We start from the raw sequence: 12,646 nt of genomic DNA on the forward strand, positions 1-12,646 counted from the left end.
TTTTGAAGAAACAACCAGATTGAATTACAGAATCGAGGAATTAGGAAACACACTATCTCTCGGCAATTGTCTTAAATACAGCGACGGATTGCGGTGTCATATTGGACTCATGGTCTAGTTGGTTATGACGTCGCCTTCACACGGCGGAGGTCGCCGGTTCGAATCCGGCTGGGTCCACTCATGCATTCTTTCAATGTCCCCTTAAAGGGGCGGCATATCATCCGTTCCATGGGCAACAGATTAATCAGAGCTATCCGATTCCGACTCGATGGCAGAGATCACAGACGCTTCACTCCCGGAGACCCAGAGCACCGAGGAGGGCAGGCTTTTTGAGAAGGAGGTCGACATCGTCCTCGGTGGCGAGAAGAAGGACCATCCTTGCTACATCGGAGGATTCAAGGTCGGTTCCGGGACGCTGTTCTATCTGATCAGCCCCATTGACGACACCATAGGGTACGGGTCGTTCCAGGAGCCGGAGAAGGGGACCATGAAGGAGGCCGTGACCGCTGCCGAGAAGGCTGCCAAGGAATGGTCCAAGGTCCCGGCGGACAAGCGTGCATCCCACTTCCTGCCGTATCTCAACGGTCTGAAGGCGAGGAGGATGCACTATGCGGCGCTCGTCTCCGTGACGTCGGGGATGGTCCGCGAGGACGCGCTCCATGAGGTGGACTCCCTCATCAAGGCCTTGGAGGGGATCATCTCCAATGCCGCGACCGCAAAGGTCAAGGGAGGAGGCGTCTGGGCGGTCATAACCGAGCACAGCTCCCCTCTGGCGTCTCCCGTGGCATACGCCGTCGGTGCGATGGTCGCCGGGAACGCCGTCGTGATGAACCCGTCCAACAAATGTCCCCTGACGATATTCGACTTCTATTCCACGGTCGAGCGTTCCGGACTTCCCGGAGGCGTCCTCAACCTGGTCGTCGACAGGAACGAGTCGGAGTCCACCCCCGAGCTGGCCAACGACATGAGGCTGCGCGGGGTCGTGGCGTCCGGGTCCGGGGACCGCATGGAGGACATGATGTTCCTCCAGGTGGACGATGAGCTGAGGTTCATCAACAACCTGAAGGGGATGAGCCCTGCGATCGTATACCGTCCCGGCGACATGAAGGCCGCGGCGAGGAACATAATCGATTCCGCATTCTCGTACAGCGGTCAGAGGATCCACTCCTGCTCGAAGGTCATCGTGACCATGGACGAGCAGCAGAGGCTCGTCGATGCCCTCGTGGAGCTGATGAAGGACCTGAGGGTCGGGGACCCCATCTACGACAGGACGTTCACCGGACCGGTCATCTCGAAGGATGCCGCCGACAGGTTCGGGGACCTCGCCCTGGAGAACTCCCCGTTCATAATATCCAAGGCCCCCAAGTGCTCCGACACCGACCAGGTGAACTATGTCTCGCCCATCATCGTGTCCGGTCTCGACGAGGACAACGACCTCGGATACATGGATTCCGGGCTTCCGATACTCGACATCAAGGTCGTGCCGACGCTGGACGAGGCGTTCGAGGAACTGTCCATGACCGAGTGCGGCATGTCCGCAGGGATATTCTCCAAGGATGCCAAGGTCATATCCAGGTTCAAGGAGGCCGTCGACGCCCCCATGACCTATGTGAACGAGAGCAGCAGGGGACTCAGTCCCGTTGTTGGTCTGGACCTGTCGTCGTTCTGACATAATCGAGGACCCTGACGTTCTTGGCCCTGCCCTTCAGGGACTTGACCAGGGCGTTCAGGTCCTTCTTCTTGAAATGCGGGGCAGGGTCCCTGGGCACCAGGAGCACGAACTCCGAGTGTCCGGGGGTCACGTCCGCGGTGAACGCCACATCCTCGGCGGTCACGGTCTTTGGGTCCAGGACCATTGCCACGGTGAACCTGGCCCCGGCGTACGCCACTTTGGCTATGCTACTCAGCTGATTGGGGTTCGGCCTGTCCTCGAGACGGAAGGACACCATGGTGACATACCCCGCTCCGACGAGGTCGTCGAGCGCATCCGGGTTGTTCCCGGATGTTATGAGAATCGACTCGATCCCTCTCGGGCGGACATGCCTGATCAGGTTGTGGAAACCCTCCATGTTCTCGGGGTCCTCCCCTTCGCATCTGAACATGACCCCGTCGATGGAATCCCTGTCATCGCGAAGGACATTCGCCACGATGTCCATGTTCTCGCCGTCCCCCTCGCCCGGCATGACGTCCACGACGGACAGGAACATGCCCGGCCAGGACATCGTGTCGATGCGTGTGAACTTCGATATGAACATCGGTCGCCCATATGTGTGGCAACCATAAAGGTTGCTATTCAGACAATCTTAGAACGTGTACCGTCCACCATGCTGCTCCATAAGCGAGTCGAGCACTCCGCATGATTCGGCGTCGAGGTCATCCAGTATCACCAGTCTGCCGCCGCGGAGCACGGACACGGACGCTATGGTGAGCGCATATTCCCCTGACCATGCCGAGGCCATCATCGGACGGGTGCCTCCGGAGAGCCTTCCGACCATGACTGTGGATTCAAGGCACTGTTTCATGCTGACCGTGGGCGGACCGAGGACGATGTCCCTGCACCCTTCGGCCTCGGCCATGTCGCACAGGGTCATGATGTTCTTCGGATCCATGTCGCAAATGGCGATCGGCAGGTCCATGCGGCCTGCGATATCGATGAGGTCCGTCGGTGTCAGGTCCGGTACGGTGACCAGGGGCCTCCGGCCCTCCAGCGTTGAGACGGCCGCCCCGATGTTCTCCGGGATGTCGGAACGGACGATCAATCCCAGTCCGCATTCGGACGCCATGGATGCCGCGGATGTCAGGGATCTCCCGTCCATGGCGTCGTCCCTGACGCACACGAATCTCAGATGCGGACACGTATCGGCCCTCTCCATTATGGACCTCAGGCGGTCCGCCATCATGTCGGGCGTCAGGGCGTCCGACACGGTAAGTGCGAACGCGGGTGCGTCCAGTGCGATCCCGTCGATCTCGGTAATGTTGTCACAGGTCCGCAAGTTCCTCACCATAAACCCTGGCCATGTCGGCCGCTCCCGGGCCCCTGACTATCAGGACGTCCGCACCCGAGAGCATCGCGACGAGGCAGGACTCCGCCTCGACCATGGACGCGACCCTCGCATCGGCGAAGCCCGCGTCCCATGACGGCGTGACATCGAACACGATGGGGGCATCGAAATCCTCGGATCCCATGAGCGCCCTTCTGCGGATCTCCTCCGCCAGCGACGAGCGGTCCGCATCGGTGAACGTCCCCCTGATGAGGAACATCCTGTTCGCCCTTCCGGGCGCCGCCCCTCCGTAGTCCTCCAGTGAATCGATCGGGACGGCAACCGCATGGGCCCCGAGGTCGTATGATTGGCCGTCCCCGATTAGGATTAGCGTGGAATCGGACACGGATTCCGCACACAGCCCGAGGCATTCATCGGACCCGTCCATCGCGATCGGGAGGCGGGTCCTGTCGGACATCTCCGTCACGAGCTTCGCCACGTCAGAAGGGGGAACCCCGTCCGCGCGCACGTAGATGCCGTCCGCACCGATATCCCTCCACATGGCGGCCCATTCCAAGGGGTCGGCCGCCCTGCCGGAGAACATCTCCGCCGTCAGGGGACAGCACCTTTCCGGATCGGCCGAAACCTCCCCGAGCACCATGGGTCTGCGGCGTCTCGCACCGTCCTGTTCCAGGAAAGGTTCGGAGCATGCCCCTCCGGCGGAGTAGTCCCCCTTGCCGAGGGTCACTTCGGACAGCTGTACGGTGACATTCATTTCAGTTCCGTGAACTCCTTCACGGTGTAGACCCCGTTGAGTCCCTTGACGCAACCCGGGAGGCTGTCGCGGATCTCGCTGGCGGACAGGTCGCTCTTGCCTATGTCCATGACGAGCTCGAGATACATGGTCTCGTAGCAGATCTTGACCTTGCTGAACACGGATATGAGGTTGACGTTCCATCCGGCGATGACCTCGAGTGCCTGCTCTATGCCGCCGGGGCAGTCGGGCATCTCCAGTCCGACCTTGACGAGCTTCGTGTCCTTCTTGAAGAAAGTGATTGACAGGATCCACGCATCGGCATCCATGGTGATCAGGACGTTCTGGCCGTCGATGTCCCCCAAGAAGTCGCCGTACTGTTCGGACACCTGGAATATGCCGTCCTTGATCTCCGAGGGGTATCCCCTGAGGATCTCCTCCTTCCCGCCTGTGGTGCTGGCTCCTTTGAACAGCCTTCCGATCTCCGCAGGTTTGATGTCGATCCGTTCGATCTTGGACACGGAGGGGTCGTTCTTCGCCTTCAGCGTCTCGAACTCCTCCCTCAGGATGTCGCCCTCTCCGGCGAAGTTCAGGTCTGCCATCAGCTTCCACACGATGACCGTGTCGGATATGCCGTTGAGCGAGATCGAGTTGAGGATGTTGATCTCGCGGGACGCCAGGAACTTCGACGCCTGGGCGCTGGATCCGGGGACGTCGTCGAGATACATCGTGATGTGAGTCAGGGTCCTGTAGTTCTCCTGAGGGAACATGGACAGTATGATTTCGTAGTCCTTCGGACCTCCCGCGGGGTGTTTGAAAAGCGTGCTGTACACGATGCCGCCATCCACAAGTCCCATGGTGTCCGACATCCAACCGTCCAGTTTGATGGACGATCCCTCGACTTTGGCGAACTCCCAGATCTTCATTGGGTACGCCATGCGACAGCGCCGACTAATACCTTTGCGTCGGCCGTCCGCATCTGGCTCAGCGGGGCTCTGAATCGCCCTTGTTGTAGAGGTTCTTGGGAGATACCAGGGGTTGGGTCCAGACCGGGTCCTTCTCGAGCCTCTCCAGGTCCAGTGACAGGTTGCTCAGGCTTCCGCCGTACGACGGGTCCGCCGCGATCCTCCTGATGGTCCTGGAGTCCTTTCCGGAGCGGGATTCGATCCCGGACATCCTGAGTGCGCCGTCCATGAGGTCCGCGGCCCTGAGGAGCAGAGACTGCGCCTCGCGGAGCATGGACACCCTGGAGTCTGAGTCGATGGCCGCCTTCCTGGTGATCTCGTACCTCGCAGGCCTGGACTCGGTCCCTCTGGCGACGTACTTGCAACGCCTGCACCCCCTGCTCATCTCGACGATCCCTCCGTCGAGCGTGCGGTTGCGGACCGGTATGAGGATGTCGCCGCACACCGGGCAGGACGATCCCAGGTCCCGGTCGGTCGATGCGTAGTAGATCTCGAGGCTTATTATGCCCCTGTCGACGCCGATCCTCCTGATGCGTTCAGCGCCTGCCCTGTACAGCGGGTCCGTGAACGCAAGCTCCGCGGAGACGGCCTCGCACAGCTCCCTCTGGGAATGCATGCGCGGTGTCCTGATGAGGACGTTGTCGATGGCCTTCGCCACTTCCTCATCGGGCGGGATCCTGTAAGCCATGCTTGTGCATGGCATTCCACATATATTGCGGATGTGGCGAGTTTATTAATCGGGTCATCGTTGGGCATCATCGGCGGGGGTGGCCGAGCTGGCCAAAGGCGCGGGACTTAAGATCCCGTCCCTAGCGGTTCAGGGGTTCGAATCCCCTCCCCCGCACCAGTACGGGTCGGAATCGCCCGGTCGTATCCGTCCATTTTTGCCCTTCCGATGGCAAATGGAATATATCAAGCTCGTAAATCCTGACCGCATGTCGGGAAAAAGCGACGAATTCAAGGTACAGCTCCTTGAGACATTTGCATCTCTGATCACGGCAGCCTTCGGACTGGTTGCCGCACTCGCATGGAACGAGGCCATCAAGAAGGGAGTGGCTCTCCTCTTCCCCTCTGGCAACGATTTCCTCGGACTTGTCGTCTATGCGGCCATCGTCACAATCTTGGCCGTCATCATGACCCTGCTCATCGCCAGGTCCCTTAACAACGCGAAGAAAGCGCTCCACCTTTCAAAGGAAGAGGAGTGAGACAGACCCAGGCCTTCCGACAAGTGGGCCTGAAACGATTTACCGGGGTGTCCTCCGTCCCGTCTACGGGTGGGGCGGAGAGCCACCGACATCCACGCCTCAGATCATGCGGAGGCCGCTTCTCCTGTTGTTGACATAGTTGATCAGGGTCATACCGGTGAGCTCGTCGGACTGGGGCCCCTTGCGGACGTAGAATATCTCGATCTTGCCCTCCTTCAGGAACACGGGCCTCTCGCTGGGCATGCATGTGACGCGGATGACCGTCTTGTCGTCGAAGTCCACCGTGACTATGGAGAGGTTGGGCAGGAATGCGGCCCCTATCTGAGAGGATATCAGATTGCTCAGATGGAGGTTCATCTTGTCCTTGTTGTCGAAGGAGGCGACGTCCGCTCCGATGATCGACCCGTCGTCGGCGACCCCTATGAGCAGGTTCCCTCCGGTGGAGTTCAGGAATGCCACTATCGTCTTCAGGACGGCTTTCTCCATCCTCTTGTCCGTCTCTCCCGTCTGGAGGTTGGTCCTCAGCGTGGACTTGAACTCCAGCTTCTCGGATTCCCCCTCCTCGATCAGCCTCTGGATCTCCGCACGCTCCGAGTCCTCCATGCCGAACATCTCGGAGTTCTCCTCCAGGAACGAGTTGAGTATCCCTCCGAAGAGGCTGTCCGTCTTCCGGTAGCTGTGCGTGAGTGCCACCAGCAGTGCCCCGATCAGGATGAATCCCATCTCGGTCATCAGCGTATCCACGTTGAGGTCGAGGGGACGGCCGGTGACGTTGCTCAGGATGTATTGGGCCAGCCTGATCAGTGCATCCGCTGCTATCGCGATGCAGATCGAGATGAACGACACCACGCGACGGTTCTCGTTGCGGTTGCCGGGCATGGACCTCAGGAGGATGTACACCATGATCAGTCCGATGAGACCCAGATTTATGCCGGACAGGATGTTGGCGAAATACATCAGCGCGGTCCTGTCGGTCGCGATGGCATGGCCGATCAGGGATATGACGAACGCAGATATGGCCAGGATGATCATCATGGGCGGCACATGGATCGCCTTGCGGTCCGTGAATATGGTCAGACCGAGTATCACGATCATCGGGAGTCCGACGACGGCATCACCGAGATCGCCGTAGATTAGGGATACGGCCGTCAGGACCGTGACGGCCACGAATGACAGATAGTACAGCAGCACGGTCCCTTTCTTCAGCTTGATCGTCCCCGTCAACTGCTCGCGGGCTCTCGGCACATCCATGCGGTACAAATTACAGGATAGACTAAAATAATGTTGCAGGTCGGGGAACTTTCTGCCCGGTCCGGACATCTACCTCTATATAACGGGGCGGGCACGCGCACGTACCTATTATATAGGGTGTGCCGATTCGAACCGATTATAGGAGCAATAATCGTGCCGGGTCAAACCACAACATCATCGCCGACGAGAGTGAACAAGGTAGTAGTCAACAAACCGCAGCCCAGCGGTCAGTACGACAAGTCCAAGAAGAACAAGCCTCAGAGGACCAAGGAGTCCACGAGAAGGCAGGCGATGCTGAACACCCACCGTATCAATCCCTTCAAGTATGACATGAACCAGATTCTCGAGACGTCGACCATGGACCCTGCCAAGGCATCCTCGTTCCTGGCGTCCGTCATCGCAAAGGCCTCTCGCGTATCCACCAAAGAGGCCAAGGAGTTCATCAAGACGTTCCTGGACGCCGGCGACCTCACGAAGGATGAGGCGGATAAGATCAACAAGCTCCTCGACAAGTACAGCAGATACCGCTGAGGACCAGTCCCATGGAGAGTGCCGAACTCAGGCAGGGTCGCATTTTCATCCTCAGGCTCGTGGATGGCGAGGTCCTGCATGAGTCCGTGGAGACTTTCTGCAGGGACAACGGGATACTGCGCGCATCCGTCTCCATCGTGGGAGCACTGGGTCGCGGATCGGAGATCGTATCCGGTCCCATGATGCCCGTGGGCGAGAAGGTGGTCCCCGTCACGATCGTCCTGGATGGACCGTGCGAGGTGTCGGGTTTCGGCACGGTGTTCCCGGACGAGGACGGCAATCCCCTCGCCCATATCCACGGGTCTGTGGGAAGGAAAGGGTTCTCAGCTACCGGCGACCTGCGCCCGAACGCGGTCGCATGGCTGGTCATGGAGGTCATCGTCACGGAGCTCATCGGTGACGGCCCGGCAAGGCATTTCTCGGATCCCCGCATAGACGGGAGACTTTTGGAGGTCAGACATGGCGTCTGAGGAGATTCTCAGGAAGACGATCCATAACGCGGACGGCAAGCCCTTCGCGAAATACAAGAACATCGAAGGCTCGTTCGTCACGGAGGGCTTCGAGCTCTTCATAGACGAGGTCCAGGGAGACCGTACCGGGCATTCTAAGATGAGGGTCCGTGTCCCGATGAGGCGTGCAGGGTTCCCCGAGGACTCATACTCCACGGAATCCCGCAGGGACGCCCTCCGCGATATAATCGCCAGACGTTTCTGGGAGTCCGCCAGGACGCATGCGCGCTCCCCCATACCCAAGACCGACGGGGGAGAGGTGTACATGCCGCGCCCGGGCCAGGAGATCCTTCCGCGCGGAAGTGTCATCGTCACGGAGCACTATGTGGAGGCCAGGTTCACCGCCGACCTCCCCTCCAAGGCGAACAAGGTGGACGAGATGTCCACGATAGACCTGATATTCGGGAGGATCGCACTGATCGTCTCGGAATCCATGCTATACTCGGCATACAGGGAACAGAAGCTGTACAAGCACCTGGAGACCGCCGAGAATGCGGACTTCATACGTTCGAAGCTTACGGGGATGGGGCTCGCATCCTTCATCGCGATCGGTTCGGTCCTTCCGAGGAGGGAGGACGACCTGGCCCCCATGATAGACGCCGTCCCGTTCGACTGCGATGACTCCCTCAAGGTGACCATCGAGGTCCCCAACGGCGAGCCCATCGTCGGAATGGGCATACGGAAGGGGTTCACCGCCGTGACCGGTCCGTCGGGATCGGGGAAATCGGTGCTCGCCGATGCCGTGTTCTCCGGGATATACGACCATATCCCCGGCGATGGACGCGAATACGTGGTCTCCGACCCGGACGCCGTCTATGTGATGGCAGAGGCCGGACGTTACCAGGGCGATGTCCGCCTGTCGGGTCCGTCCTCCGAGACCGTCTCCGTCGACGAGGCCGTCGAGGCCGGATCCCATCTGATCGTGGTGGATGAGGAGTATTCCACACCGTGCTTCGTCCGCAGGGCATTCATGTCCCCCGATGACGCCGTCGTGCCGCTGAGCGAGGTCGGGCACTCCCTCGGAACGTCGGGGATATCCGTCCTGATGATAACGGGTGATGAGTCCGCCGTCCGTCTGGCGGATTCGGTCCTATTGATGGACGGGTTCCGCGTGTCGTCCATAGATGTGGAGTCGTCAGGCACTCCTCGCGACTTCCGGATGCCGGTCGCACGCTATCCGATCGCCAAGAGCGTCAGTTTCGAGAAGGCTCGCAAGGACGTGAGCACATCCGCTCCCGCCATACGTACGGTGGAGATCGGCGAATACAAGGTCCATGTTCCTGTCGCGGGATTCTTCGACCAGGGTCAGACGCGTGAGGTGGCCGATGCGATAGCGGTCGCGCGCGACATGATGGACGGTTCGCTGTCCTTGAGGGAGGTGTGCGAACGCGCCATACTGAAGGTGGAGTCCGATGACGTCTCCGAGGGCACCGGCATGGGACATGCCCGCACACGCGCGGTGGACATGGCCGCCGTGCTCAGCAGGCATCCTCAGATGCTGTTCATAAGGAAGGGCTGATCAGCGCCTGTTGTTCCCGTAGGCGTCCTGCCAGTTGTTGAAGACCCTGTCGGAGTACTGGTTCGTGCGGACCATGTCCGCCTTGTTGTCGGGGACGATAAATCCCTGGATCGGGTACTCCTTGTCGCAGAACGGGCAGCGGACGTAAGGGCAGTTGGACCCTGCCTTGGGACATGCCTTGCAGGCGACGGCCCTGGACTGGAAGAGACTGAACTCCCTTCCGCAGTTGGGGCACAGGAAGCGCCTCGCCGCGACCTTCAGGTCGCTGTTGATCCCGGCGGCCCTCTCCTCAGGCGTGAGCCACATGGGTGCTGACGGGGACAGGGGGGTGTTGTAGGAGGGGCGGTCCTGACCATCCCAGTTGCTCATACTCAGACCCCCTTCGCGGCCGCCACTACGGCCTTGAGCACCGAGTCGTCCTGACACTGTTCCAGCAGGGTTCCAGTGATTATGATGTCGGCACCTGCTTCGCGCGCAGCAGCCGCTGCCTCGGGGGTGCGGATGCCTCCGCCCACGATCAGGGGCACGTCTATCGAGCTCTTGACCGCGGAGACCATCTCCGGCGGGACGGGCCTGTCCGCCCCGGACCCAGCCTCCAGGTAGACCAGCTGCATCCCCAGCATCTCGCTGGCAAGCGCGTACGCGACGGCCTTCTCGGGCTCGTTGTGCCTTATCGGGACGGCCTTGCCGACCTCTCCGACCTTCATGCCCGGTTCGACGATGATGTATCCCATGGGGATCGTCTCCACGCCCAGGTCCTTGATGATGGGCGCCGCGTATGCCTGTGCGCCTATGATCCATGCCGGGTCGGAGCTGTTCACCATGCTCATGAAGAGGATCGCGTCGAGCTCCTTCGAGAGCGCCTTGGGGCTCCCGGGGAACAGTATCACGGGGAGGCCGGACGCCTCCTTGATCGCGACCGTCGTGGCGGTGAGGTTCTCGTTGGTGACGCCTGTGGAACCTCCGATGAGGACCGCGTTGCTTCCGGCGTCGCGCATTCTGGCTGCGATCCTGCCTGCCTCCTCGGGGGACTGCTTGTCAGGGTCGATGAGGGCCATGTGCAAGGTGCCCTCCACGGTCATCATGTCGCGAAGTTTCTGCATAACGGTCATACGATCACGTCGAGTATGAATGCGACCAGAGCGATGATCATGGCGACCTTAGCCATCTTCTGTGCCCTGTGCGCGTCCTTTGGAACCATGTACCCACAATACAAAAAGATGCCGTCTGCCAGGAATACCAGGTAGTATGCCCATGTGACCTCCCCGAGCGCGATGGGCACCAGGCTCAGGACCGGGCCGAGTATGAAGAACGCCGATGCCAGGTACGACGCGCGCCTGGGACCTATGCTCATGGGCAGGGTCTTCCTGTCCCTGTCGGACTCCATGTCCTCTATGTCCTTGGAGATTTCCCTGCCGACATTCACCAGGAACGCCATGCCGGCGAATATCGCATTGTCCCATGGGTGGCCGGTGACGGACCCTCCGACCATGAATATCATGGCTGTCAGGAACGCTATGGTGAGGTTCCCGACGAATCCGCGTTGTTTGAGGACCGTCTCGTAGAGGATCATCATGACCGCGCAGATCACGACCATGACCGTGGTTATCCATCCGCCGCCTATTCCCAGTATCGCGCAGGGCAACGACAGTATCACGGAGAGCGCCATGAATGCCATGCCGAGGTTCCTCGCCGTGTCGCGGGATATCTCGCCCATGGGTATGGGCCGGTCCGGATGTGCGGTCTTGTCTATCTCGGCATCGATGTAGTCGTTCAGGGCGTTGCCCCCGGCCATGAACAGGACCACGAGAACGCATGCCAGGATGATGACCGTCCAATGGTCTATCATTCCAGTGCCGGTGGACAGCAGCGCACCGACGATGATGCCCACTATGCCCATGATGCCGTTTCCGAATCTGAATAGCCGGAGGTACTTGTTCACGACTGGAGTTACGTCTAATCGCATTGATATAGAGTTGGGACGCTTCGAGGTCCCATGAGCAGATGCTGGTATGTCACGACGGACGATTCCGAGGCCAGGCCTGTCGAGGTGACGGAGGAGATCCTCGCTGAGATCGGCAAGGTGAGGGACGGCGCCAGTGAGTTCTTCGTGGTGGAACCGGAGCCGAACGATGACACGGACTTCATACAGGCGTCCGTATGGACCGAGGGCGTCATCCTGAGGAAGAGCTATGTCGCAGAGGTCAGGATGCCAAAGGACGACGGGTTCTCGATGTGGAGGCTCAGGACCAAGAGGTTCGAGGAGATAGAGTCCGCTGTCGAGGCATACGTCGCAGGGGACTTCGAGGCCGGTCCCAGATGGGTCGACGTCACGGACGAGATGATCGGGGATGACTGAGCGCTCCACGCTGTAAGGCTCAGACGTCGAACAGGACGGTGACGGACGGTCCGTCCCTGTCGATGTCCATCATGTGATAGGTGACAGCCTTCACCTCGGACCTGAGCCTGTGCTTCGACCTGTCCAGGGTCTCTCCCTTCGCGGTGCATAGGACGTTGTCGCCCTCGAAACGGACGTCGAACTCCTTCAGTATGAGGTTGTCGGCATCCTCTATGAACAGCATCTCGGAGAGGAACGAGTACAGTCTGTCCTCGTCGTCGATCCCGGAGACCCTGACCTCTATGGATTCGGACGTACCGATGTTGGAAAGGTCCACGGTCTGGTCGAACAGGGCGTATGCCGCATTGCCGAAGCATTCCTCCAGGGTGCTTCCGAACGCTTTGACCATCATGTCCGCCGTGTGATCGACCAGGATGTATCTCTCCATGTCACATGGAACCCCGTCGAGGTCAAAAACACTTGGGTTTTTCTGAATTCTTACTAATTTCATAGGAATTCTTCGGAAATTAATTCCTACCTAAACAGTAGGATTAATATACGCCCCCCACTTTCCATTATCAACAATCAAAAAG

Annotated in this window: 16 protein-coding genes and 2 tRNA genes; 8 read left to right on the top strand and 10 right to left on the bottom strand. The window is 59.8% G+C overall.

What is annotated here, in order from left to right; translation table 11 throughout:
* Window positions 1–103: 103 nt before the first annotated feature.
* Together V5D86_RS04780 and V5D86_RS04785 are read left to right on the top strand one after the other, a co-directional pair.
* A tRNA-Val gene (locus V5D86_RS04780) sits at window positions 104–177 on the top strand.
* Between the two features lie 91 nt (window positions 178–268).
* Window positions 269–1,669, top strand: a complete 1,401-nt coding sequence (locus tag V5D86_RS04785; protein ID WP_414595563.1) for an aldehyde dehydrogenase family protein — start codon at window positions 269–271, stop codon at window positions 1,667–1,669.
* Here V5D86_RS04785 and V5D86_RS04790 read toward each other — a convergent pair.
* From V5D86_RS04790 to V5D86_RS04810, 5 genes are read right to left on the bottom strand one after another with little or no spacing between them, the layout of a single operon-like run.
* A complete protein-coding gene (locus V5D86_RS04790; RefSeq protein WP_414595564.1) occupies window positions 1,632–2,255 on the bottom strand; it encodes a hypothetical protein in 624 nt (207 codons plus the stop codon). The two genes, V5D86_RS04785 and V5D86_RS04790, sit on opposite strands and share 38 nt — an antisense overlap.
* Before the next feature lie 48 nt (window positions 2,256–2,303).
* Window positions 2,304–3,005, bottom strand: a complete 702-nt coding sequence (locus tag V5D86_RS04795; protein ID WP_414595565.1) for a hypothetical protein — start codon at window positions 3,003–3,005, stop codon at window positions 2,304–2,306.
* Window positions 2,980–3,756, bottom strand: a complete 777-nt coding sequence (locus tag V5D86_RS04800) for a hypothetical protein (protein ID WP_414595566.1) — start codon at window positions 3,754–3,756, stop codon at window positions 2,980–2,982. The genes V5D86_RS04795 and V5D86_RS04800 overlap by 26 nt, the downstream gene beginning before the upstream one ends.
* The gene (locus tag V5D86_RS04805) at window positions 3,753–4,661 is read right to left on the bottom strand and encodes an ACT domain protein (RefSeq protein ID WP_414595567.1); all 909 of its coding nucleotides are present in this window, start codon (window positions 4,659–4,661) and stop codon (window positions 3,753–3,755) included. The genes V5D86_RS04800 and V5D86_RS04805 overlap by 4 nt, the downstream gene beginning before the upstream one ends.
* Window positions 4,662–4,719: 58 nt before the next feature.
* Window positions 4,720–5,388: a hypothetical protein gene (locus tag V5D86_RS04810; RefSeq protein WP_414595568.1), complete on the bottom strand. Its 669-nt coding sequence runs from the start codon at window positions 5,386–5,388 to the stop codon at window positions 4,720–4,722.
* Between the two features lie 73 nt (window positions 5,389–5,461).
* Between V5D86_RS04810 and V5D86_RS04815 the strand changes: the two genes are divergently transcribed.
* Together V5D86_RS04815 and V5D86_RS04820 are read left to right on the top strand one after the other, a co-directional pair.
* A tRNA-Leu gene (locus V5D86_RS04815) sits at window positions 5,462–5,547 on the top strand.
* Window positions 5,548–5,635: 88 nt separating this feature from the next.
* Window positions 5,636–5,905, top strand: a complete 270-nt coding sequence (locus V5D86_RS04820) for a DUF5654 family protein (protein ID WP_414595569.1) — start codon at window positions 5,636–5,638, stop codon at window positions 5,903–5,905.
* 99 nt (window positions 5,906–6,004) lie between these two features.
* Here the strand turns inward: V5D86_RS04820 and V5D86_RS04825 are convergent, their stop codons facing one another.
* Window positions 6,005–7,156 carry a helix-turn-helix domain-containing protein gene (locus V5D86_RS04825; RefSeq protein ID WP_414595570.1) on the bottom strand — a complete coding sequence of 384 codons (1,152 nt, stop codon included), beginning with the start codon at window positions 7,154–7,156 and terminating at the stop codon, window positions 6,005–6,007.
* A gap of 189 nt (window positions 7,157–7,345) precedes the next feature.
* On the opposite strand from V5D86_RS04825, the gene V5D86_RS04830 reads away from it, so the two are divergent.
* Genes V5D86_RS04830 through V5D86_RS04840 form a run of 3 tightly spaced genes read left to right on the top strand, consistent with a single transcriptional unit; the run spans window position 7,346 to window position 9,715 of the window.
* A complete protein-coding gene (locus V5D86_RS04830) occupies window positions 7,346–7,687 on the top strand; it encodes a hypothetical protein (RefSeq protein WP_414595571.1) in 342 nt (113 codons plus the stop codon).
* A gap of 11 nt (window positions 7,688–7,698) precedes the next feature.
* Window positions 7,699–8,157, top strand: a complete 459-nt coding sequence (locus V5D86_RS04835; RefSeq protein ID WP_414595572.1) for a PPC domain-containing DNA-binding protein — start codon at window positions 7,699–7,701, stop codon at window positions 8,155–8,157.
* On the top strand, window positions 8,147–9,715 hold the full coding sequence (locus tag V5D86_RS04840) for a P-loop domain-containing protein (RefSeq protein ID WP_414595573.1): 1,569 nt from the start codon (window positions 8,147–8,149) through the stop codon (window positions 9,713–9,715). Before V5D86_RS04835 ends, V5D86_RS04840 begins: the two co-directional genes overlap by 11 nt.
* On the opposite strand, the gene V5D86_RS04845 is transcribed toward V5D86_RS04840, so the two are convergent.
* The 3 genes from V5D86_RS04845 to V5D86_RS04855 are packed head-to-tail and all read right to left on the bottom strand — an operon-like array spanning window position 9,716 to window position 11,657.
* On the bottom strand, window positions 9,716–10,084 hold the full coding sequence (locus V5D86_RS04845; protein ID WP_414595574.1) for a hypothetical protein: 369 nt from the start codon (window positions 10,082–10,084) through the stop codon (window positions 9,716–9,718).
* A gap of 2 nt (window positions 10,085–10,086) precedes the next feature.
* Window positions 10,087–10,818 carry a geranylgeranylglyceryl/heptaprenylglyceryl phosphate synthase gene (locus V5D86_RS04850; RefSeq protein ID WP_414595575.1) on the bottom strand — a complete coding sequence of 244 codons (732 nt, stop codon included), beginning with the start codon at window positions 10,816–10,818 and terminating at the stop codon, window positions 10,087–10,089.
* A 5-nt stretch (window positions 10,819–10,823) separates the two neighbouring features.
* Window positions 10,824–11,657, bottom strand: a complete 834-nt coding sequence (locus V5D86_RS04855; protein ID WP_414595576.1) for a geranylgeranylglycerol-phosphate geranylgeranyltransferase — start codon at window positions 11,655–11,657, stop codon at window positions 10,824–10,826.
* 54 nt (window positions 11,658–11,711) lie between these two features.
* Here V5D86_RS04855 and V5D86_RS04860 point away from each other — a divergent pair, with 54 nt between their 5' ends.
* Window positions 11,712–12,074, top strand: a complete 363-nt coding sequence (locus V5D86_RS04860; RefSeq protein WP_414595577.1) for a hypothetical protein — start codon at window positions 11,712–11,714, stop codon at window positions 12,072–12,074.
* Between the two features lie 19 nt (window positions 12,075–12,093).
* On the opposite strand, the gene V5D86_RS04865 is transcribed toward V5D86_RS04860, so the two are convergent.
* The gene (locus tag V5D86_RS04865) at window positions 12,094–12,501 is read right to left on the bottom strand and encodes an archease (protein ID WP_414595578.1); all 408 of its coding nucleotides are present in this window, start codon (window positions 12,499–12,501) and stop codon (window positions 12,094–12,096) included.
* Window positions 12,502–12,646 lie beyond the last annotated feature (145 nt).

This window comes from Candidatus Methanoprimaticola sp. MG2 (assembly GCF_047501175.1).
GTDB lineage: Archaea > Thermoplasmatota > Thermoplasmata > Methanomassiliicoccales > Methanomethylophilaceae > Methanoprimaticola.

Excerpts from the sequence above, each read along its gene's own strand:
- V5D86_RS04845 (WP_414595574.1), bottom strand. The coding sequence starts at position 10,084 with ATGAGCAACTGGGATGGTCAGGACCGCCCCTCCTACAACACCCCCCTG.
- V5D86_RS04825 (WP_414595570.1), bottom strand. The coding sequence starts at position 7,156 with ATGGATGTGCCGAGAGCCCGCGAGCAGTTGACGGGGACGATCAAGCTG.
- V5D86_RS04865 (WP_414595578.1), bottom strand. The coding sequence starts at position 12,501 with ATGGAGAGATACATCCTGGTCGATCACACGGCGGACATGATGGTCAAA.
- V5D86_RS04860 (WP_414595577.1), top strand. The coding sequence starts at position 11,712 with ATGAGCAGATGCTGGTATGTCACGACGGACGATTCCGAGGCCAGGCCT.
- V5D86_RS04800 (WP_414595566.1), bottom strand. The coding sequence starts at position 3,756 with ATGAATGTCACCGTACAGCTGTCCGAAGTGACCCTCGGCAAGGGGGAC.
- V5D86_RS04785 (WP_414595563.1), top strand. The coding sequence starts at position 269 with ATGGCAGAGATCACAGACGCTTCACTCCCGGAGACCCAGAGCACCGAG.
- V5D86_RS04840 (WP_414595573.1), top strand. The coding sequence starts at position 8,147 with ATGGCGTCTGAGGAGATTCTCAGGAAGACGATCCATAACGCGGACGGC.
- V5D86_RS04810 (WP_414595568.1), bottom strand. The coding sequence starts at position 5,388 with ATGGCTTACAGGATCCCGCCCGATGAGGAAGTGGCGAAGGCCATCGAC.
- V5D86_RS04805 (WP_414595567.1), bottom strand. The coding sequence starts at position 4,661 with ATGAAGATCTGGGAGTTCGCCAAAGTCGAGGGATCGTCCATCAAACTG.
- V5D86_RS04790 (WP_414595564.1), bottom strand. The coding sequence starts at position 2,255 with ATGTTCATATCGAAGTTCACACGCATCGACACGATGTCCTGGCCGGGC.
- V5D86_RS04795 (WP_414595565.1), bottom strand. The coding sequence starts at position 3,005 with ATGGTGAGGAACTTGCGGACCTGTGACAACATTACCGAGATCGACGGG.
- V5D86_RS04835 (WP_414595572.1), top strand. The coding sequence starts at position 7,699 with ATGGAGAGTGCCGAACTCAGGCAGGGTCGCATTTTCATCCTCAGGCTC.
- V5D86_RS04820 (WP_414595569.1), top strand. The coding sequence starts at position 5,636 with ATGTCGGGAAAAAGCGACGAATTCAAGGTACAGCTCCTTGAGACATTT.
- V5D86_RS04850 (WP_414595575.1), bottom strand. The coding sequence starts at position 10,818 with ATGCAGAAACTTCGCGACATGATGACCGTGGAGGGCACCTTGCACATG.